General features: G+C 67.1%; 25 protein-coding genes. 14 read left to right on the forward strand and 11 right to left on the reverse strand.

Features of this window, described 5'->3' with window-relative positions:
* Positions 1–56 precede the first annotated feature (56 nt).
* The 7 genes from KIK15_RS11025 to KIK15_RS11055 are packed head-to-tail and all read right to left on the reverse strand — an operon-like array spanning position 57 to position 3,069.
* The gene (locus KIK15_RS11025; protein WP_214244340.1) at positions 57–626 is read right to left on the reverse strand and encodes a hypothetical protein; all 570 of its coding nucleotides are present in this window, start codon (positions 624–626) and stop codon (positions 57–59) included.
* On the reverse strand, positions 623–1,366 hold the full coding sequence (locus KIK15_RS11030; RefSeq protein ID WP_214244342.1) for a DUF6286 domain-containing protein: 744 nt from the start codon (positions 1,364–1,366) through the stop codon (positions 623–625). Before KIK15_RS11030 ends, KIK15_RS11025 begins: the two co-directional genes overlap by 4 nt.
* Positions 1,363–1,749: an Asp23/Gls24 family envelope stress response protein gene (locus KIK15_RS11035; protein ID WP_214244344.1), complete on the reverse strand. Its 387-nt coding sequence runs from the start codon at positions 1,747–1,749 to the stop codon at positions 1,363–1,365. Before KIK15_RS11035 ends, KIK15_RS11030 begins: the two co-directional genes overlap by 4 nt.
* Positions 1,742–1,936, reverse strand: coding sequence for a DUF2273 domain-containing protein (locus KIK15_RS11040; protein WP_214244346.1), 195 nt, complete (start codon positions 1,934–1,936; stop codon positions 1,742–1,744). The genes KIK15_RS11035 and KIK15_RS11040 overlap by 8 nt, the downstream gene beginning before the upstream one ends.
* A gap of 45 nt (positions 1,937–1,981) precedes the next feature.
* Positions 1,982–2,275 (reverse strand): hypothetical protein, encoded by a 294-nt coding sequence (locus KIK15_RS11045; RefSeq protein ID WP_214244348.1) that lies wholly within the window; start codon positions 2,273–2,275, stop codon positions 1,982–1,984.
* An 18-nt stretch (positions 2,276–2,293) separates the two neighbouring features.
* Positions 2,294–2,614: a hypothetical protein gene (locus tag KIK15_RS11050; protein WP_214244350.1), complete on the reverse strand. Its 321-nt coding sequence runs from the start codon at positions 2,612–2,614 to the stop codon at positions 2,294–2,296.
* Positions 2,611–3,069, reverse strand: a complete 459-nt coding sequence (locus KIK15_RS11055) for an Asp23/Gls24 family envelope stress response protein (RefSeq protein WP_214244351.1) — start codon at positions 3,067–3,069, stop codon at positions 2,611–2,613. Before KIK15_RS11055 ends, KIK15_RS11050 begins: the two co-directional genes overlap by 4 nt.
* A 215-nt stretch (positions 3,070–3,284) precedes the next feature.
* Here KIK15_RS11055 and KIK15_RS11060 point away from each other — a divergent pair, with 215 nt between their 5' ends.
* The 6 genes from KIK15_RS11060 (at position 3,285) to KIK15_RS11085 (ending at position 8,481) form a co-directional block, all read left to right on the forward strand.
* Positions 3,285–4,112 (forward strand): RNA polymerase sigma factor, encoded by an 828-nt coding sequence (locus tag KIK15_RS11060; protein ID WP_214244352.1) that lies wholly within the window; start codon positions 3,285–3,287, stop codon positions 4,110–4,112.
* Positions 4,113–4,169: 57 nt separating this feature from the next.
* The gene (locus KIK15_RS11065) at positions 4,170–4,631 is read left to right on the forward strand and encodes a hypothetical protein (protein ID WP_214244354.1); all 462 of its coding nucleotides are present in this window, start codon (positions 4,170–4,172) and stop codon (positions 4,629–4,631) included.
* Between the two features lie 253 nt (positions 4,632–4,884).
* Entirely contained in the window at positions 4,885–5,850 is a 966-nt protein-coding gene (locus KIK15_RS11070) for an ABC transporter substrate-binding protein (protein WP_214244356.1), read from the forward strand.
* A complete protein-coding gene (locus KIK15_RS11075; RefSeq protein WP_214244358.1) occupies positions 5,847–6,902 on the forward strand; it encodes an iron ABC transporter permease in 1,056 nt (351 codons plus the stop codon). The genes KIK15_RS11070 and KIK15_RS11075 overlap by 4 nt, the downstream gene beginning before the upstream one ends.
* Entirely contained in the window at positions 6,899–7,765 is an 867-nt protein-coding gene (locus tag KIK15_RS11080; RefSeq protein ID WP_214244360.1) for an ABC transporter ATP-binding protein, read from the forward strand. The genes KIK15_RS11075 and KIK15_RS11080 overlap by 4 nt, the downstream gene beginning before the upstream one ends.
* Entirely contained in the window at positions 7,762–8,481 is a 720-nt protein-coding gene (locus KIK15_RS11085) for an adenosylcobinamide amidohydrolase (protein WP_250324441.1), read from the forward strand. The genes KIK15_RS11080 and KIK15_RS11085 overlap by 4 nt, the downstream gene beginning before the upstream one ends.
* Before the next feature lie 122 nt (positions 8,482–8,603).
* Here the strand turns inward: KIK15_RS11085 and KIK15_RS11090 are convergent, their stop codons facing one another.
* Positions 8,604–9,266, reverse strand: coding sequence for a fasciclin domain-containing protein (locus tag KIK15_RS11090; RefSeq protein WP_214244362.1), 663 nt, complete (start codon positions 9,264–9,266; stop codon positions 8,604–8,606).
* A 264-nt stretch (positions 9,267–9,530) separates the two neighbouring features.
* Between KIK15_RS11090 and KIK15_RS11095 the strand changes: the two genes are divergently transcribed.
* The 8 genes from KIK15_RS11095 (at position 9,531) to KIK15_RS11125 (ending at position 17,376) form a co-directional block, all read left to right on the forward strand.
* Entirely contained in the window at positions 9,531–11,060 is a 1,530-nt protein-coding gene (locus KIK15_RS11095; protein ID WP_214244364.1) for a molybdopterin-dependent oxidoreductase, read from the forward strand.
* 32 nt (positions 11,061–11,092) lie between these two features.
* Positions 11,093–11,668 (forward strand): ECF RNA polymerase sigma factor SigK, encoded by a 576-nt coding sequence (gene sigK / locus KIK15_RS11100; RefSeq protein WP_307851837.1) that lies wholly within the window; start codon positions 11,093–11,095, stop codon positions 11,666–11,668.
* A complete protein-coding gene (locus KIK15_RS11105; protein ID WP_214244366.1) occupies positions 11,658–12,503 on the forward strand; it encodes an anti-sigma factor in 846 nt (281 codons plus the stop codon). Before sigK ends, KIK15_RS11105 begins: the two co-directional genes overlap by 11 nt.
* Before the next feature lie 141 nt (positions 12,504–12,644).
* Positions 12,645–13,727: a Re/Si-specific NAD(P)(+) transhydrogenase subunit alpha gene (locus KIK15_RS11110; RefSeq protein ID WP_214244368.1), complete on the forward strand. Its 1,083-nt coding sequence runs from the start codon at positions 12,645–12,647 to the stop codon at positions 13,725–13,727.
* Positions 13,727–14,032: an NAD(P) transhydrogenase subunit alpha gene (locus KIK15_RS11115; protein ID WP_214244370.1), complete on the forward strand. Its 306-nt coding sequence runs from the start codon at positions 13,727–13,729 to the stop codon at positions 14,030–14,032. The genes KIK15_RS11110 and KIK15_RS11115 overlap by 1 nt, the downstream gene beginning before the upstream one ends.
* Positions 14,033–14,040: 8 nt before the next feature.
* Entirely contained in the window at positions 14,041–15,558 is a 1,518-nt protein-coding gene (locus KIK15_RS11120; protein ID WP_307851855.1) for an NAD(P)(+) transhydrogenase (Re/Si-specific) subunit beta, read from the forward strand.
* A gap of 218 nt (positions 15,559–15,776) precedes the next feature.
* A complete protein-coding gene (locus KIK15_RS18605; RefSeq protein ID WP_284149980.1) occupies positions 15,777–15,902 on the forward strand; it encodes a hypothetical protein in 126 nt (41 codons plus the stop codon).
* Between the two features lie 88 nt (positions 15,903–15,990).
* Positions 15,991–17,376 carry a DUF2252 domain-containing protein gene (locus KIK15_RS11125; protein ID WP_214244375.1) on the forward strand — a complete coding sequence of 462 codons (1,386 nt, stop codon included), beginning with the start codon at positions 15,991–15,993 and terminating at the stop codon, positions 17,374–17,376.
* 1,352 nt (positions 17,377–18,728) lie between these two features.
* Here KIK15_RS11125 and KIK15_RS11130 read toward each other — a convergent pair.
* Genes KIK15_RS11130 through KIK15_RS11140 form a run of 3 tightly spaced genes read right to left on the reverse strand, consistent with a single transcriptional unit; the run spans position 18,729 to position 20,546 of the window.
* Positions 18,729–19,463 (reverse strand): metallophosphoesterase, encoded by a 735-nt coding sequence (locus tag KIK15_RS11130; RefSeq protein ID WP_214244377.1) that lies wholly within the window; start codon positions 19,461–19,463, stop codon positions 18,729–18,731.
* Positions 19,464–19,502: 39 nt separating this feature from the next.
* A complete protein-coding gene (locus KIK15_RS18610; protein WP_214244379.1) occupies positions 19,503–20,174 on the reverse strand; it encodes a TetR family transcriptional regulator in 672 nt (223 codons plus the stop codon).
* Positions 20,175–20,546 (reverse strand): hypothetical protein, encoded by a 372-nt coding sequence (locus KIK15_RS11140; RefSeq protein ID WP_214244381.1) that lies wholly within the window; start codon positions 20,544–20,546, stop codon positions 20,175–20,177.
* Positions 20,547–20,567: the final 21 nt, after the last annotated feature.

The following is a 20,567-nucleotide window of genomic DNA, read 5'->3' on the forward strand; positions in this document are numbered from 1 at the left end:
GGAGCGGGAGGCAAGGTGGAGCGCGATTTGGTGGGCGGGCAAGAAGCCGAGCGCGATCACTCCACGCGGGTGAGCTTCGTCTTCTCCAGGTGGATGAGGAAGCGAGGACGTACGTCGCTGCCGGGCAGAGCGGCCGCGACCTGCTCCTCGGCACGTTGCACCGCGGTCAACACGTCGGCGTAGTCATAGCGTGGATCGGCGGTCACGGTGACCTCCAACAGACGGCGCTTGCGGTCGTCGACCGCCTTGGCCTTGGCCGAGGAGATCACCCGGTTGTGCTCGAGATCGTCGGCAACCGCCTTGGCGATCTTGGCCGGGTTGGCCGACAGGACTCCTGACCGATCGCTACCCGGCAGCACCACGGTCCCGGTCTTGCGCGGACGTGCGTTCACGATCAACAGCACCAGCCCGAACACGATGGTGCCGGCTGCGATCCCGGCCAGGCTGTACTTCCACCACGACTGGTCGGGGGCCGTCTGGAACCAGTTCTGGTCGATGTCGGCGATGCGATCGCGCACCCACGTCACCTTCAGTTGCCAGGCGATGGTGGCGCCGCCGACCACCAGGAAGGCAGCCGAGAGTACAAGTGTGACAAAGCGATTCCACGTTGCCGGGATGGCGTTCATGACTGCGTTCCCTTCGACAGAGACAGTTCACCGGGGGTGGTCGCGTCGGGGTCGGCGGGCGCGTCGTCGGCGAACTCGGCGGCCGAGGCCACTGGTTGGGGCCGCGCGACCGGCGGCGGCGGTACGTGGGCCTGTGCCGCTTTGTCCACGGTGATCTTGACGACGATCTTCTTCGGTGTGAACACCGGCGCCACCGCAGCAGCGATGGCCGCCCGAATCTGATCGACCGTGTCGGGCTCGACGTCGATGACTCGCGCCTGGGTGGAGATCTTGCGACGGCTGACCACGGTGGTGGCCGACTCGACGCCGGGCACCCGGCGGCTGACCGCACTGGCACGCCGCGCGATGTCGGAGCGGCGGGTCCAGGTGCTGGGGGCGTACGCCTCCACCGGACCCGAGGTGGTCACGGCCACATGGGTTTTCGATCGTGGCCGCAGGGCGATGATCAACAGCCAGAGCCCGACGAGACACAGGGCCACGGCGGCCGGCCACATCCACCCTTGCCACGACAGATCTGCGATCCACCGTGACGCAGGTGTCAGCCACGGCGAGCCGGTGATCCACTTCATCGCGATCATGAAGTCGCGCAGAGCGATTGCCCCGATCGCGAACAGGGCGACGGCGAACACGGTGCTGACGTGTACCGCGCCGGGCACTGCAGTGGGAGCCAGCACCGACCGGGCCTTGCGGCCGGTGGTGGCGCGAGAATCCTTCGCGCCCGATATCTGGGTCGAGCTCACAACACCCTCCTCGTTCCCTTGCCGTCGGAACCCGAGACCACCTCGGCCACCGTCACATTCACCCGATTGGGGATCTGCCCGGTGAGCCGACCGAGCTCGGAGTGCACCAGCGCACGGACCTCCTGGGCCAGTGCGGTCAGTGGAGTGGGCCATCCGACCGCGATCTCCACCGACACCGACGGGTGCGACTCGGACATGTCCAACGACACCTTCGGATAGTTGCCGCCGGTGATCATCCCGAGCGAACCCCGCTGGCGCAGCACACCTTCGATCTGCGTGGCGGTGTACGCGGCGATCTTCTCACCGACCTTGTCGCGGATCGTGGTCTCGCCTGGACCGCCGCCGTCGAGCGGCGCCGGGGGGACCACGGCATGGTCAGCCACGGTTACGGCTCCGCAGCAGACCGGACAGGTCGATGACGCCGTCGCGGTGCAGACCGAAAGCCAGACCGATGCCGCCGAGCAGGATGGCGAGGATGAAACCGCCGAATCCGCCGGTGGTGGCGGCCAGCGCGAGCAGTAGGCCGACAAGCAGGAAGGTGACGGCGCTGTTGTTGGTGAAGTTGTCCATGATGTCCTCCGGTTGACGTGGTGATCGGTTGTCGGGCAAGGTAAGTCAGATGTCGAAGTAGCGTTTGCTGCCCGGCACCGATCGAGGAAGCCTGCCTCGGATCGCGCGAATCTGCGCGGCGAGGCGGCGGGCGATGACGCGGGTCTGGCTGCTCGGTCGCACCACTGGACGCTCGCCCGTCCGTGCTCGGGGGCGGGCGGGCGCTGAGTGCGGACGCGCGAACTCACGATCCAGTCGCTCGAGTTCGATTCGTAACCGCTCCGGGTCGCCGCCGACGTCGGGATGGTGCTGACGGATCAGCGCCCGACGTCGGGCGGCGTACTCGGGATCTGAGGGCATCACGGCGTTGCCGCCGGATCAGACGGTGTCCTGCGAGTCCGCAGGAGTCGTGGGTGTGTCGTTGTCCATCGACACATCTTCGACCACGACCGTCATCGGGCGCCCGGCCGCCTTCTCGGCGGCCACCCGGACCTCTTCGGCGACATCGAGTAGGTTGCGAACAAGCGACACCTCGATGTGCACCTCGCCGCCCTGATCGGACAGTCGGACACCGCTGACGCGGCGGCCGGGCCCATAGGTGGCGATCTCGCCGAATCGTCCCGGGCTCAGCGCGGTGACGCCGGTGACCGACGTGGCGGCAGCGGCCACCGCGTCGGCCACATCGGTCAGCGCTGTCACTGGACTCGCGGTCCCTCTTCGTTCTCTTCCTTCTCGCCCTCGAAGTGCACGTCGTAGACAGAGACGTTGACCTCGGTGACCTCGAGGCTGGTCATGCCCTCGATGGAGCTGATGACGTTGGACCGCACGGCGGCGGCCAGGTCGTGGACGGGCACGCCGTACTCGGCGACCAGGCCGATGTCGACGGCGGCCTGCTTCTCGCCCACCTCGACGCGCACACCCTGGGTCACATCAGCTCCTGCGCCGGGGATGACCTCGCGCACCTTGCCGAACGCGCGGGCGGCCTGGCCGCCGAGGTCGTAGACGCCGTCGATCTCACGCGCTGCGATGCCGGCGATCTTCGACACCACGGTGTCGGCGATGGTGGTGCGACCGAACGCACCGACGAGGTCGCGGTGGTCGTCCTTGATCTCCTTGCCGCTGGTGGACTTCACGGGAGCGGTTGCTGAGGTCATGAGGTTCTCTCCTTCTTCGTAGCTGGGTTGCCACGGGATCGCGACCGTCTTGTGACCGGCGGTCTCGATCTCATGTCCTTGTGTTCACCGGCGGCGCACCACCCAGATCGGTTCCGCACGCCGGTGTACTTTCTGAGTCGGGTGGGCGCCGCGATCTGCACGGAGCTTTCGCGTGACCTACACCACATCCGATGACCGGGAGGAGCTCGCGAGCGATGAACGCCCCCGCTGCGCCGGACCTCGCCGGTCGCGACACCTCCGCACCCGAGCCGACAGATCATGAACCCGCCGACGCCGAATCCGACGACATGTTGGCGCGCGCCGCCGCCGTCGGCGACCGCGACGCGTTCGAGGAACTGGTGCGGCGCACCCTTCCGATGCTGTTGCGTTACGCCAACCGGATGACACCCGATCGCGGCAAAGCCGAAGAGGTGGTGCAGGAGACGCTGCTGGCCGCGTGGCGGGGGCTGCCGAAGTTCGCCTTCCAGAGCAGTTTCCGCACCTGGGCCTTCTCCATCGCCCACCGCAAGATCATCGATCTGCGCCGCAAGCAGACCGAACTGCTGGCCGAGGACGACATGTTGGCTGCGGTGCCGTCGGGTCGACCCACCCCGGCGCAGGAGTCGATGGCCGGCTCGCTGCTCGAAGCGCTGGAGCAGGAACTCGCGCAGCTGCCGCACGTGGCGCGCGCGGTGTGGTGGCTACGGGAGATGGAGGGGATGTCGCATCCCGAGATCGCCGCCGCCCTGCAGATCTCGCCCGGTTCGGTGCGGGGCAACCTGCAACGCACCCGCGCTCGACTGGCCGAGCGGATGCAGCCGTGGCGCCCCGGCGGCAACGGTTCGGGCCACGGTCCGAGCGAGGACGACGACGATCCGACCGAGGATGCGAGCGCCACCGGTCCGACGACTCGAGGTGCCACCCCGAAACGCCGTATACAGGGCAATCCCGGGCTTGCTGTCGACAACACCGAGTCCCGAGCGGGCCCGCGTCGTACGGGTCACGCGAACTCGGGGTCGTCACGAACCCACTTGAAAACGTAAACTCGGCGGCCGAAACGTCTCGGACGGACAACACATCGGCGACAGAACGGATCCCTCATGGCCACGATCGATTCCTCGCTGGAGGACTCGGGTCGGTCGCCGGAGTGGATCACCGGGGAATTGCGCAAACTCGACCCCACGCCCTCCGAGGTCGAACGGCTCAGTCGAATCGTCATCGAGGCCGCGCGGCGACTCACCCATTCCCGTACCGAACTGCACACCGACCGCCCCGGCATCACCGTCACCGACGGCGTGATCAAGCGGCTGATCCTGCGTCGCGTCCGCCGCGGGCTGCTGCGTTCGGTGCTGGCGGTCGACATCCACACCGACGAGGGATCCATCGTCGGGATCGAGTTGAGCATGCGTGCCCGATTCGACGACGACATGGCCGAACGTGCCCAACGGATCCGCACCATCATCGGCTCCACCCTCGTCGAATGCCTCGGACCGCGCACCGCTGCGGCGGTCACCGAGCGCATCTCGGTGCACTGGGCCGACCTCGAAGACCTCCAGGCCTGACCGCCCCACCCCCGCATCTGCGCTGCTAGCCTCGACGAGCCGGGTACTGCCGGCCGTGCACGGGTCAGCGAAGTCCGGTCAGAATCCGGCGCTGTTTTCCGCAACTGTGACGCGAGGTCGCCACCCCGCCGAGCCAGGTCGCCTGAGCTGCGCACGTGACCTCGACCCGGTGACCCGGGTTCCACGAGGCAGCCGACCACGACCCGGGCGGATCACCCGGACCCGGTCGGCGCCCAGACCCATCGGAGTGCTCGTGTCCAGACGTCTGCACCGGCTGCGCCTGCTGGCGCCGGTTCTCGTCGTACTCACCGCCGTCACCGTGGCTTCCGGATGCGGATCGGACTCGTCACCCGGTTCGACCTCCCCGTCGAGATCGGCAGGCTCGGGGTCAGCTGGCTCGACATCGTTCCCGGTCACCGTCAGCGCGAGCAACGGCCCGGTCACCCTCACCGCAGCTCCGCGCGCCATCGTCAGCCTGTCACCCACCGCCACCGAGATGCTGTTCGCCATCGATGCCGGCACACAGGTCAAGGCCGTCGACGACCAGTCGAACTATCCGGCAACGGCCCCGCGTACGAAACTGTCCGGCTTCTCACCCAATGTGGAGGCCGTGGCCGGATACGCCCCCGACCTGGTGGTCGCCTCCGACGACATCGGCGGTTTGACCTCCGGGCTGGGCAAGCTGGGCATCCCGGTGGTGCTGCTGCCGGCGGCCACCTCGCTGGAGCAGGCCACCAAGCAGATCATCACGTTGGGCACCCTCACCGGACATCGCGCCAAGGCCGAGGAGGTGGCGGCCGACACCACCCGCCGCGTCGATGCGGCCGTCGCCTCGGTGGCCGACAAGCTCGCAGGCGCGAAGGTGTACCACGAGCTCGATCAAACCTTTTACAGCGCCACCTCGCGCACCTTCATCGGCAGCATCTACAAGCGGTTCGGGTTCACCAACATCGCCGACGTGGCCCCCACGGCCGCCGGCGACTATCCGCAGCTCTCGGCCGAGGCCGTGGTACGAGCGCAACCAGACATCGTGGTGTTGGCCGACAGCAAATGCTGCGGTCAGAACGCGGCCACCCTGGCGGCACGACCTGCCTTCGCCACCCTGCCTGCGGTGGTGAGCAAGCGGGTGATCGTGGTCGACGACGACATCGCCAGCCGGTGGGGTCCCCGCGTCGCCGACTTCGCTGAACAGGTGGCCCAGCCTCTGCGCGGTCGATGACCGGGCTCGCCGATCGCGCCGCCGGCGTGTCGCGGCGTGGATGGCTCGGTGTGGCGGTGATGGCTGCGCCCGCGGCCCTCATCGCGGCGCTGTGCATCGGGACCCTGGGGCTCAACCCGCTGTCGGTGGTGGTGACTCTGATCGATCAGATCCCCGGCGTCGATGTGCCCGGCGGGTTGACGGGGGTGGACGCACGCATCGTCACCGAGCTGAGGCTGCCCCGCGTGTTGATGGCCGCGGTGGTCGGGGCCACGTTGGCCGTGGCGGGCGGGGCGTATCAGGGGGTGTTCCGCAATCCGCTGGCCGACCCGTACCTGCTCGGCGCCGCCGCCGGTGCGGGGCTGGGCGCGACACTGGTGATCGCCTACGCCCCGGTCCGATCGGTCGGGCCGGTCGGTGTGGTGGCGCTGGCCGCCTTCGTCGGGGCCCTGGCCGGGGTGGCGATGGCCTATGTGTTGGGCGCGGCCGCTGCCCGCGCCGGCGGATCGGAGGCGGTGCTGGTGTTGGCCGGCATCGCGGTCGCCTCGTTCCTCTCCGCCGCGCAGACCCTGGTGCAACAGTCCGACAGCGAGGACCTGCGACAGATCTACTCGTGGATACTCGGCGGGCTCGGCGGTGCCCGCTGGAGTGATCTGTGGCTGATGGTGCCGTACGCCGCGGTGTCGGTGGTGGTGCTGATCGGGGCCGGTCGAGCCCTGGACGTGCTGGCGGTGGGCGACGACGAGGCCACCACGTTGGGCATCCGCCCGGCCCGGGTGCGGCTGATCATCCTGGCCGCGGCGTCGCTGGGAACGGCGGCGGCGGTGTCGGTCAGTGGGCTCATCGGTTTCGTCGGACTGGTGGTGCCGCATGTGGTGCGTCGCCTCGTGGGGCCCTCCTATCGACTCATCCTGCCGGTGTCGGTGCTGGTGGGAGCCACGTTCTTGATGATGGCCGACATGGTGGCCCGCACGGTGCTCGCGCCCGCCGAGATCCCCATCGGGGTGGTGACCGCGTTCGTCGGCGCCCCGTTCTTCGCCGCGCTGCTCCGCCGCCGCGGCGCGGCGACATGACCATCTCGGAGCCGCGCACCCCGGGGACGGTGACCGTCACCGGACTGGGGGTGTCCATCGGTGCGGCGGTGTTGCTCGACGAGGTGGACCTGACCATCGACGCCGGCCGGTGGTGGGCGGTGGTGGGGCCCAACGGCGCAGGCAAGTCGACGCTGCTGCGCGCGCTGGTGGGTCTGACCGCACCCGATCGGCATACGCGAATGGCGGGTGAGGTGTACCTCGGTGACGATCCGCTACGGCAGCTGGCCTCTCGCGATCGTGCTCGCCGCGTGGGTTACGTCCCACAGAGTCCGGTGATCCCGTCGGCGGTGCGCGTGGCCGACTACGTGCTGCTGGGTCGCGTGGCCCGTCACGGACTGCTGGCCGGTCCCACCCGCGCCGACCGCATCGCCGCCGCCGACGCGATGGCGCGGGTGGAGGTGGACCAACTGGGTGATCGAGAGCTGGCGACGCTGTCCGGTGGCGAACGCCAACGCGCGGTGATCGCCCGCGCGTTGGCGGGTCGGCCGCAGCTGCTGGTGCTCGACGAGCCCACCGCCGCACTCGATCTCGGCCACGCCCAGCAGGTCTTGGAGCTGATCGACTCGCTGCGAACCGACCACGAGATGACTGTGGTGTCAGCCATCCACGACCTGAGCCTGGCCGCTCTCTACGCCGAGCAGGTGCTGTTGCTGGCCGACGGGCGGGCGGTGGCGACCGGGACACCGGCGCAGGTGTTCACCGAGTCGACGTTGCGGACCTACTACGGCGCCGACGTCACCGTGACCACGTCCGATACCCGGGTGCGGATTCTGCCCAACCGCCCACCGCGACCCGACCCGCCCGGCCCAACCGACCCACCCCTGATGACCGGACCGCGATGACCCTGCGCGACAACACCTCTGATCACCGCGCAGCACCACCGCTGCCCGGCCACTGGGAGGACGCGATGCGCGCCGACGGTGATGCGTCGTGGCCGATCCTGCGGTGGCGGCCTCCGATCGCCTACCGGATGGTGTCGTCGGCTCCGGTGGGCGGAGGCGCCGGTGATCGCCGATGGTGGCTCAACGCGATGGTGTCGGCGCAGTACTTTCACCCCGATCCGCAGGCGCATCTGGCCGAGATGGCCGCACACGCCCGACTGTTCGGTCTCGGGGTGGGAATGCTGACCGCCGCCGACGTACGTCGCCGGATGTGGGCTGCCGACGAGACCGCCTGCGCGGTGGCGACGGTGGGGCTCGGGGTGCCGATCTGGGCGGCGGCCTCTGATCGGCAGATCGCCGCCGAGACCCACGGCCGCGTGGGGACGATCAACATCTTGGTGGTGGTGAACCGGCCGGTGTCCGATGCCGCCCTGGTCAATCTGGTGGTCACGGCCACCGAGGCGAAGACGCAGGCGTTGCTGCACAACGGTTGTGCTGCCACCGGCACCTCGTCGGATGCCATCGCCGTGGCCGCTCCGATCGGGGCGGTGGACGACGAAGGGCGCTACGGCGGTCCCCGGTCGACGGTGGGGATTTCGGCGGCACGGTGCGTGGCCGCTGCTGTGGGTGCCGGAACGCGAGATTGGTTGCGTTGGGCGCAGTCCCGACGCATGTGACAGATCAGAAAGGAAAGCGGACCGAAGAGCCAGGGGCGAGGCTCTCCGGTCCGCAAACCGTGGGGTTGATGATCGTGCGAAACCCTCAGGGACGCACTGTCATCGGTAGATCAACGTAGTGATCAGGCCGGCGGCATGAGCACGGAGTCGATCAGGTACACCGTGGCGTTGGCGGTCTTGACGCCACCGCAGATCACGTTGCTGTTGCCGTTGACGGTCAGCTTGTCCGGGGTACCGGTCACGTCGACCTCGCCACCCTGCACGGTCTTGTGCTTGCCGATGACCTGCTCCGGGGTCAGCTGACCCGGGACCACGTGGTAGGTCAGGATCTTCGACAGGGTCGCGTCGTCGGTCTTGAGGGTGTCGATGGTGGCCGCCGGGATCTTGGCGAACGCGTCATCCACCGGTGCGAACACGGTGAACTGGCCACCGTTGAGGGTGTCGACCAGGTTGACCTTCGGGTTCAGCTTGCCCGAGACAGCCGAGACCAGGGTCTTCAGCAGCGGGTTGTTGCTGGCCGCGGTGGCGACGGGGTCCATCGCCATGCCCTGCACCGAGCCGGGGCCCGAAGCGTTGGCCTCGGCGTAGGCGGCACAGCCGGCGCCGACCGGTCCCGAAGCGGCGTCTGCGCTGGCCGAGGTCATGGCCTCGGTCGAGGTGGGTGCAGCAGACGACGAGGAGCTGTTGTCGTCGTTGTTGTCACTGGAACAACCGGCGACGAGGCCGGCCGCCAGGCCCACGCTCGCAACTGCGACAGCGAAACGGTGAGTCTTCTTCAGAGCCATTGCCAATCCAATCTGTTTGGTGTGTCGGTCATCTGCCATTCGGACCATACGTCTCAGCGGATGGGTCGAAACAGAAAAGATCGGTCTCGATCATGTGACACACGATCTGCGATCATCACGAGTCGATAACGAGACCTGAAACGAGACCTACCACATAGACATCCGCGAGGCGCTCGGCGACGAACTGCTTGGTGACCCCAGCCCGACCCTGAGCGCCGCACCTCCGCTGCCCGGACCTGCTGGCTGATTGTGAGGAGTGTCCCGATGCGAGTTGAACGGACCGTATACGCCGCGGTTGCTGGTGTCGTCGCCGTCGGAGCTGCTCTGGCTGCTGGGGAGGTGGTGTCGTTGGCCATCTCCGCCAACTCCTCTCCGTACTTCGCGGTCGGCTCCTACCTCATCGACAACGCCCCCGAGGCCGTGCGCCAGTGGGCCATCCGCACCTTCGGCACCAGCGACAAGACAGTCCTCCTCGCCGGCATGGGCGTCGGCATCGCGGTGATCGCCGCCGTCGCCGGTCTCCTCGAACGCCGCCGGGTGCCCATCGGGTCGGCGATGACGGTCATCTTCGCGATCGTCGGTGCGGTTGCCGCCACCAACCGACCCACCGCCGAGACCAGCTACGTCATCCCGTCGATCGTCTCCGGTGTGGTGGGTGTGCTCGTGTTGCGCGCACTGCTCGGCTTCTTCCGCTCCACCAACAAGGCCGACCCGACCCTTGTCGACGGCCTGTCTCGTCGTACCTTCATCTCCGCGGCCGGATCGGTGGCCGTGGTGGCCGCCGCAGTCGCGTTCGCGGGACGCCAGATCGCAGCGGCCAGCGACGCCATCGCCGAACGTCGCAAGCTCAAGCTCCCGGTCCCCAAGACGCGCGCGGAAGCAATCCCGGCCGGGGCCGATGTGAAGATCCCCGAGGCCACCTCGTTCATCACCAAGAACGACGACTTCTATCGCATCGACACCGCCCTGCAGGTACCGAAGCTCAAAGCCGCCGACTGGGAACTGCGTATCCACGGCATGGTGGAGAACGAGTTGCGGTTGACCTGGGACGACCTGATGGGGATGGAACCCATCGAGCGCGTCATCACCATGACGTGTGTGTCCAATCAGGTCGGTGGACCACTGGCCAGCAACGCCACCTGGATCGGCTACCCGATCAAGTCGATCCTGGAGAAGGCCAAGGTCAAACCCGGGGCGGACATGTTGTTCTCCACCAGCGTCGACGGGTGGACCTGCGGCACGCCTCTGCAGGAGTTGACCGACGGTCGCGACGCGATGTTGGCGGTGTCGATGAACGGTGAACCGCTGCCGCTCGAACACGGCTACCCCGTACGCCAGGTGGTACCCGGCCTCTACGGCTTCGTCTCCGGCACCAAGTGGGTCGTCGACTGGAAGGTGACCACCTTCGACAAGGACGAGGCGTACTGGACCAAGCGTGGCTGGGGTGCCAAGGCGCCCATCAAGACGGCTTCTCGTATCGACCGCCCCGCCGGCCTGTCGCAGCAACCGGCCGGCGAGATCGTGATCGCCGGCACCGCCTGGGCTCAGCGCCGTGGCATCGCGAAGGTGGAGGTGCGCATCGACAATGGCCCCTGGGAGGTCGCCACCCTGGCCGACGAGTACTCGATCGACACCTGGCGGCAATGGACCTACAAGTGGCAGGCCACCAAAGGCCAGCACACCATCACCTGCCGCGCGACGGACAAGACGGGTGCCACGCAGACCGAGAAGCGCACCACCCCGATCCCCGGTGGTGCCACTGGCTGGCACAACCGCGTCCTGACGATTGTGTAAAGGAATGAACCAGACGCGCTACTGTCGGAGTTGTGACCGACCGAACCCTTGCACATCTGCCGGAGTTGGCGGATCTGCTGGAGCGGACCGCGACACGCGACCGGGCAGCATTCGCCGAGTTGTACGACGCGACGAGCTCACGCGTGTACGGACTCATCCTGCGGGTGCTTCGGGATCCCGGTTACGCCGAGGAGACGTTGCAGGAGGTCTACCTGCAGGTGTGGCAGAACGCGGCGTCCTATCGGCCCGACATGGGTTCGGTCATCTCCTGGATGCTGACGATCGGGCACCGGCGGGCCGTGGACCGGGTGCGATCGGAGCAGGCGGCGACACGTCGAGGCTCGGAGTACTTCGTGTCCAACGCGAGCCCGGTGACCGACGACGTGGTCGACTCGGTGCTCACCTCCGAGGATCGCAGGGCGGTCATCCACTGTCTGGGCACTCTGACAGACACCCAGCGCGAGAGCATCGAACTGTCCTACTACGGCGGCCTGAGCTATCCACAGGTGGCCGAGAAACTCGGAGCTGCACTACCAACGGTCAAATCCCGGATCAGGGATGGGCTGCGTCGGCTCAAGACCTGCTTGGAGACCGGCGATGAGGCCTGAGGCACGACCCTACGAGGTGGTCGACGACCTGCTCGAGCTCTACGCGATCAATGCGTTGAGTCCCGATGAGGTGGACCAGTTCGAGCTGGCCCTGTTGGCCATCGACCACGACCAGCGGGTCGCTGCGATCACCGAGATCCGTCGGACGCGAGAAGCGGTGGCGCGCATGGCCGCCGAAGCGAGCGTGGCTCCGTCCGAGGCGTTACGCGGGCGGGTCCTCGCCGTAGTGGAATCATCTGCTCCCGACGCCACGGCAGGTCGTCACGCCGCCGTGTCGCTCGGCTCAGGCGAGTTCCCGGTGCCGTCCCCGCCGACAGAAGCGGACCCGAACGACGAACTGGCGCAACGGCGCAAGCGTCGACAGCGGATCGCGGTCTCGGTGTCGTCAGCGGCGGCAGCGGTGCTGCTGGTCACCGGTGGCATCGTGATCGGTCGGTCCACCGTCGACAGCCCCGCTCCGACGACCCCGGCCACGGTCACCCAGGCCGACGCGGCCCTAGACCAGATGCGCACGGTGATGAGCGCCCCCGACACCGAGGTACATCGCACCAAGATGAGCGGTTCACCGGGCACCATGGTGATCGCCGCGTCGCGCACGCTGGACAAGGCGGTGGTGTTGCTCGACGACACCCCGGCGCCGCCGATGAGCCGCACCTACCAGCTGTGGCTCATCGACAACGCTCAGGGCCCTCGCCCCGCCGGGCTGGTAATCGCAGCCGGAAAGCCGGTGATCCTTGCCGGGCTGGGCGATTCCCGTGCGGTGGGGATGACCATCGAACCGGTCGGCGGGTCGCCGAAGCCCACCGGAGAAGTGCTGGCAGCGGTCCCGATCTGACCTGATTTCGGTGGTACGGGCCCGTGCTATCTTTCGAGTCAACTGTCGGGCGCGGCACGGGGACGTTTCCGTCGAGGGGATGGTCCCGCGTCACATCTTCTGCGGTGTGAGCCTGCGCGATGCACGAGAAACGAGTTGTCTATGAGCGTTGGTGTCGTGCGTGAGGTGGTGGCCGGTGAGCGCCGCGTCGCGTTGGTACCCAAGGTGGTCGCGACCCTGGTCGGCAAAGGGGTCGACGTCGTCGTCGAGTCGGGGGCCGGGCTCGGTGCCCTGATTCCCGATCAGCTCTATGTCGATGCCGGGGCCACCATCGGTGACCCCTGGTCGGCCGATGTGGTGGCCAAGGTCGTGGCCCCCACCGACGACGAGGTGGCCAAGCTGCACTCGGGTCAGACGTTGATCGGATTCCTCGCCCCCCGCAACGCCGAGAACCAGATCGGCGCGTTGAAGGCCGCTGGAGTGCAGGCGTTCGCCGTCGAGGCGATCCCCCGCATCTCCCGCGCTCAGGTGATGGACGCGCTGAGCTCGCAGGGCAACGTGTCGGGCTACAAGGCGGTGCTACTCGCGGCGGATCAGTCCACCCGTTTCTTCCCGATGCTGACCACCGCTGCGGGCACGGTGAAGCCGGCGACGGTGTTGGTGTTGGGCGTGGGAGTGGCCGGACTGCAGGCACTGGCCACCGCCAAACGTCTCGGCGCGCGCACCACCGGCTATGACGTGCGGCCCGAAGTCGCTGAACAGGTGAAATCTGTTGGCGCGCAATGGCTCGATCTCGGCATCGACGCTGCCGGTGAAGGTGGCTACGCCCGCGAGCTGACCGAGGACGAACGCGCGCAGCAGCAGGCAGCGCTGGAGAAGGCGATCGGCGGTTTCGACGTCGTCATCACCACCGCGTTGGTCCCGGGGCGTCCGGCGCCGCGTCTGGTCACCGCCGCTGCAGTGCAGGGTATGAAAGCCGGCAGCGTGGTGGTCGACCTGGCCGGGGAGACCGGCGGCAACTGTGAACTCACCGAGCCAGGTGAGAACGTGATCAAACACGACGTGCTCATCTGCTCACCCCTCAACCTGCCCGCCGGTATGCCTGAGCACGCCAGCGAGCTGTACGCCAAGAACATCCTCGCGCTCATCGAGCTGCTGCTCGACGAGAACGGCGCGGTGGCACCCGATTTCACCGACGAGGTGCTGGCCGCGGCCTGCGTGACCCGAGAGGCAGGAACCGCCTGATGTACACCGGTCTGCTGGCCAATATCGCGATCCTGGTGCTCGCCGGGTTCGTCGGTTTCGCCGTCATCTCCAAGGTGCCCAACACCCTGCACACCCCGCTGATGTCGGGCACCAACGCCATCCACGGCATCGTCGTGCTGGGCGCGTTGATCGTGCTGGGTGCGCTGCCTGCCGACGCGGGTTGGGGCGTGCGGATCATCGCGTTCGTCGCCCTCGTCTTCGGAACGCTGAACGTGATCGGCGGCTTCGCCGTGACCGACCGCATGCTCGGCATGTTCAAGGGCAAGAAAGAGGCCGGCAAGTGACCGTCGAGATCGCCAAGTTCGTCGGCGGCCACACGCCGAACCAGGGTGTGTCCTACACGGTCACCGCGCTCTACATCGTCGCGTTCTCCCTGTTCATCTACGGACTCTCGGGGCTGACCGGTCCCAAGACCGCGGTGCGCGGCAACTGGATCGCCGCTGTCGGCATGGGCATCGCTGTCGCCGCGACGCTGCTCTACGTCTGGAACGAGGGCGCGCGCAGCGACGACGGGTTGGGCCGCGTCGACGTCCCCACCATCAACTGGGTCCTCATCGCGGTCGGTCTGCTGCTCGGTGTGGTCCTCGGCATCCCACCCGCGCTGAAAACCAAGATGACCGCGATGCCGCAGCTGGTCGCACTGTTCAACGGTGTCGGCGGCGGCACAGTGGCCCTCATCGCCTGGTCAGAGTTCATCGAGACCGCCGGGTTCTCCGAGTTCGGCGGCCGCCAGCCGGCATCGCCGCTGGTCGTCGGCTCGCTGATCGCTGCGATCATCGGCTCGATCTCGTTCTGGGGTTCGCTGGTCGCGTTCGCCAAGTTGCAGGAGATCCTGCCCAAGGGGCTGGAGAAGTTCTTCGTCGGCAACGCCCGACTGTTCCAGCTCGCCAACATCGCTCTGCTCGCCCTGTCGATCGCCATCGCGATCTACCTCGGCGTGCAGGCCACCGACGGCGGCGGGGCCAGCACCTGGTGGATCGTCGGACTGTTGATCGCGGCCGGGGTGATGGGTCTGTTCGTGGTGTTCCCCATCGGTGGCGCCGACATGCCGGTGGTCATCTCGCTGCTCAACGCCATGACTGGCCTGTCGGCTGCAGCCGCGGGTATCGCACTGAACAACACCGCGCTCATCGTCGCAGGCATGATCGTCGGCGCCTCGGGATCCATCCTCACCAACCTGATGGCCACGGCCATGAACCGCTCGATTCCTGCGATCGTGTTCGGTTCGTTCGGCGGCGGTGGCACCGACGGTGCCGCAGGTCCCCTCGCCGACGGTGGCACGGTGAAGGCCACCTCGGCCGCCGATGCGGCCATCCAGATGGCCTACGCCAACCAGGTCATCGTGGTGCCCGGTTACGGGCTGGCCGTCGCGCAGGCCCAGCACGCGGTCAAGGAGATGGCGACGCTACTCGAAGCCAAGGGTGTCGAGGTCAAGTACGCCATCCACCCGGTGGCCGGTCGCATGCCGGGGCACATGAACGTGCTGCTGGCCGAGGCTGATGTGCCCTACGACGCGATGAAGGAAATGGACGACATCAACGGCGAGTTCAGCCGTACCGACGTCGCCATCGTCATCGGCGCCAACGACGTCACCAACCCCGCAGCCCGCAACGACCCCGGCTCGCCGATCTACGGGATGCCCATCCTCAACGTCGACGAGGCGCGATCGGTGGTCGTGCTCAAGCGGTCGATGTCGTCGGGGTACGCCGGTATCGAGAACCCGCTGTTCGGCGCACCGGGCACCTCGATGCTGTTCGGCGACGCCAAGAAGTCGGTTGGCGAAGTGATCGAGGAACTCAAAGCCCTCTGACCCGTCGACTGGGCGGAAACCGGCGTCCGTTGGGCGGAAAACCCCATCGACTGGGCGGATGTCAGCCGACGAAGAACCGGAATCCGCAGACCGTGGTGTTCCGAGAGTTGGCGTCAGGCTGTTGAGCTTGCACGGGCACCGTGACCTGACCGATGAGAACTCGACCGATCAGGCTGCGGGTGAACACTTTTCGAGTCTCTCCCGGCCGGATCGACTCGATGGTGAACACGTCGCTCGCTCTCCTCGGCGTTCTGATCAGCGCCGGGGTCGGTGCGTTGGTCGGACTGGCTCAGCACGGCGGGCCGGCGCTCGGCCGTGCCGCCGTGGCCTACTTCCTGGGCTGACCGGGTAGCTGGGCGAAGGTCGAGCCCCACCGAGACTGTGGCGACAACTCCCCATTTCCGGGGTGCTCAGCTGGCTACACTCTGGACCATGCCGTTCCACAACTTCCTGGCCCGCCACGATCACGATGAGTCGATCGAGCTGGGACATCAACTGCGCGAGGCGATTCCGCGTGATGCGCTCGCCGACTGCCCGGCGGCGGATCGTGATCTCATCGATCTGGTGCATCGCCAACACTCCGGCCGAATCCCCGACCTCATCCCGCTACGCGTGGAACGGATGAGTGAATCCGCCTTCGCCTTCTTCCGCGCCACCGCCGATGTGATGGCCACCGACCTTTCCGGCACCCCGGTCACCGACATCGACGTGGTCATCTCCGGCGACGCCCACGCCGGCAACTTCGGCTTCTACGCCAGCCCCGAACGCCGCATCTTGTTCGACCTCAACGACTTCGATGAGTCCGGGGTAGGCCCGTGGGAGTGGGACCTCAAACGGCTGGCCACCAGCGTGGCCCTGTGTGCGCGGGCCGCCGGTGCCGACCGGGACACCCAGGAGACCCTCGCATCGGAGGTGGCCGAGAAGTATCGCCGCGCCATGCGTGTCGCGGGGTCCACCTCGGTGATCGACCGCTACTACGTCTCAGCCGACGCCGAATCGATCTCCGAGCTCGCAGACGAACGCGTGCACGGCGTGCTCGAGAGGGCATTGGCCAAGGCGCGCAAGCGAACCGCTGCAGCGATCGTGGACAAGATCACCTACCTCGACGACTCCGGCACCCGAAAAATCAGCCCCGATCCGCCGATCGTCGTCCCGCTCTCGGCGCAGGATCCATCCACCGTCGAGGTGGGCGGGCACCTGATCGGCGACCTGTTCGACCACTACCTGGCCTCGGTGCGCACCGACGTCGCATTGTTGTTGTCGCAGTTCGAGATCACCGACGTGGCTCGTCGGGTGGTGGGCGTCGGCTCGGTGGGCAACGTGGCGTTGATCGTGCTGCTGCAGGGCCCGTCGGGTGAGCCGATGGTGCTACAGCTCAAGCAGGCCGCGCCCTCGGTCCTGGAGGTCAACGGCAAACTGACCTCGGTCATCCCCGAGACTGAACACACGCCCGCACATGCCCGCGACGCGATCCGTGTGGTGGCCAGCGCCCATGTGCTGCAGGCGAATTCCGACCCGTTCCTCGGCTGGACGGCATCACCGCGAGGCGCGTTCTACTGGCGGCAGTTCCGGGACATGAAGGGCTCAGTCGACGCCACCGAACTCGACGCCAAAGAGCTGCGACGCTACGGCGAGTTGTGCGGGCGGCTGCTGGCCCGGGGACATGCCCAGAGCCCCGCCTCGGTACAGATCGGCGCCTACCTCGGCAAGGGATCGGTGGCCGATGAGGCCTTCGGCCGGTGGGCGGTGCGGTACGCGGATCAGGTGGAGGCCGACTACGCGACCTTCGTGGCAGCCGCGGACAACGGGGAGATCTGAAAATTCGCAGGTCAACGTGCACTTGTCGAGCGATTCTTTTCAATTTCTTCGTATCCGATTTGCCCACATCGCATGCGATGCACTTCGGGGGTGGTTCTACGCGAAGAATCGGGTTATTGCGGGTGATGACTTCTACGTTCAGGTGAGTCCCCCGTCGGCGTAGTCATGACGTACTATCCGTGCCACCTTTGAGGCCCGAAGAGAGGCGCCGTGGCGTCTTCGGTTCCCGCACCAGGGTCCGGCGACTGGGTCGCAGATGTTGAGCCGACCGGCCAGAGACCGTCTGTGCTTCTCACCTGGTGGACGTTGGGAGCGGCCGACATGCTTGGCCACGACTCGATCAGGTAGACCTCGTCCGAGTTCGAAACCGCCTCACCCCACTGCGCGGCGCGACCTCGCGTTGACACCCGAACCGGAACAAAGTCAGCGTCCGGGGGTGCTAACGAACCAAGACCTGCACTCACGTTCCCATCGAATCATTACTCGACGCTACGAGAAGGAGATCAGCGTGCTTGCACGTGCGCCATCAACCCGACTGAGCACATGCCTCTTCGGAGTCGCGGGGCTCGCCGCCGGCCTCCTCGGGGCCGGGGCCTGGCGTCACGCCACCACCCGCTACCTGGTCGACGTCAGCCCGCCTCGAGTCGCTCCCGGCGACAAGGGCTATACCTTCACTTTCGACTACCTCAAGTACGTCTCGGGGCCCAGCTGGTGGCCCGCCACCGGCATTCTCGCCTTGGCTGGTCTCACCATCGGACTGCTCTTCGGCGTGGCCTATCCGGCTATTTCACGACGGTTCGCATCCTTGGGGGCACGAGTAGTGACCGCTATCGGCATGGCAGCACTCACGGGCATCTGCATCGGTAGCGTCACATACTTGTACGGTCGGCTCGTTCACCCATCCGTCGACTTTCGCGCCATCATTGACCCGACTTACAGGGGACCGTCTCTGGCATCAGATTCTCGCATAGTTCGCGGCGCCCCATGGCTTTACGAGTTATCCCCCTCAGCTATCTACCTACCACTACTTGGCGCAATAACAGTTGTCCTAATCTTGCTGATCTTGGGCCTCGTTCACAGCGCACTTTGCCGCAGCGCTTCTAAACTGCACTTGAATTAGATCAGCTATCACATCGTTACTAATCTTGCCCCAAGTCAAAGCGGAGTCATCCACTTCATCAATCCAACACCCAGACGAGTTGGCCATCAACAACTGCGGGCATCCACCCATCGAACGTGACGGTGGTTGTCCGTGAGCGGCCGATCCTCGTCGGATCACCCCACGACCCGTCGGGTAGGCGGTAACCCACCCTCGTGTGGGGTGAAGTCATCAGCACCCAACCACACCGATGTCAGTGCACGGCGCGAAAGTGCGTGATCAGTCGCCAGCCGTCCAACTGGTGAAATGCCAGTCCGGCTGGTTGGGTCTCGTTGAGTATCTCTGATCCCTCGAAATCGAGGTTCAGGGTGGACGACACCCCCGGCGCGGTCACCAGCGGCCGACCGGCGAACGTGGTCACCGACCCGCTGTGCACGTGACCGCACAACATGCCCACCACGTTGGGGTAGCGGCCGACGAGGTCGGCGAGACGTTGTTCACCGGTCTGGCGGATCGAGTCCATGAACGTCATCAGGACCGGCGCCGGCGGGTGGTGGAAGCAGATGACGACGGGGGTGTCGATGTCGACGGCACCGATCTGCGCAGCCATCCACGACAGCGTTGTGTCGCTGAGGAAGCCGTCGGGGCGACCAGCAATCGTGCTGTCGCACATCAGGAACAGTGTTCCGGCCACCACCTCGGCGTGGTTGATGGGCGCGTCTGCAGGGGGATCCCCGACCAGGGTGGCGAATCCGCGCCGGTCGTCGTGGTTGCCCGGTACCAGCAGCATCGGGATGGGGGCCGCCAACACCTCGGCCGCCTCGGCGTACTGCTCGGTGGTGGCCTCGTCGGTGATGTCACCGGTCACCACCAGCACGTCGATGCCATCAGCACGCTGCGCGACGTAGTCGAGTACCGAGCGGATCCGGTCGCGGCGCCCAGCGGTCCCGTTGAAATGCAGATCGCTGATGTGGGCGACTACCGGCACGTGTCCTCCTGAGGTGGCGTCGCTTCCGATGATGCCACCTCACCTCGCCACTCCAGACAGCACCGCCGCAGCGTAGGCGCGGGCGGCGCGAGCGGCCTCGGCGAGGGTGGCGTCGTCGCCGTCGGGGTGGAGTGTGAACGCACGCCGCAACAACGCATCGATGATCGCTACCAACACCTCCCATTGCACCAACGCCGGCTCGTCCGCCACCGACCACCCGGCGTCGCGGGCACGCTGCACCACGGTGCGGCCGATGCGCTCGGCGATTCTTCGATCCAGCGTGCGTTCCACGGTGCGGGTCGCCTCGCCGAGCACCCCCGACAGCCACAACGCCCGGATGGCCGGGTGGGTGCGCACCATCGCGGCGAACCCGTCGATGAGGTCGTCGATGACGGTCTCCCATGGGCCGCGAGGTGCAACGGCCGCCTCGACCACCGCAGGCATGGCAGCCATGAATCGGATGGCCAGGGCTTGGCAGACTGCGTCGAGGTCGTCGAAGAACTGATAGACGGTAGCGGTGGGCACTGCAGCGGTCGCGGCGAGATCACGCGCGGTCAACCGAGACGGGTCGCGGTCGCTGAGCAGGACTGCGGCAGCATCGACGATGTCTTCCACTCGACGAACGCTGCGCTGCTGGACGGGGTTTCGGCGCAACAGGGCTCGGTAGGGCAGCTCGACGGCCCGGTGATCTGGGGTCGGTGGACCGCTCACTCAGGAGGCGATCGGGCGGGAACTCTCGCGGTACACCAGGGCACCGAGCGCGGCGAATCCCATCGCGCCCACCGGACCCAGCGCGATGGCGCGGCCACCGAGGTTGCCCCGCCGCGTCTCGTCGAAACCGGCGACCGCGTCAACAGCGTCCACTACCGCCCCCACCGCGGCCACCGTCGCGACGGCCTTTCCAGGCGCGGCGAGAAGCGCTGCCGCCAGCGCGAACTCACGGGCGCCGAAGAGTCGACCGACGAACCGGTTGGAACGCTCGGGGTCGAGGCCGAACACTCGGACGGTCAGGTCGGGGGCCAGCCACGCGCCCAGACCGATAAGCATCCGGGCGACGGCGAGGGTGATGCGGGTAGGAGTCATGGGCAAAACATAAACGATGTT

Source organism: Williamsia sp. CHRR-6, assembly GCF_018474015.1.
Classification (GTDB): Bacteria; Actinomycetota; Actinomycetes; order Mycobacteriales; family Mycobacteriaceae; genus Williamsia_A.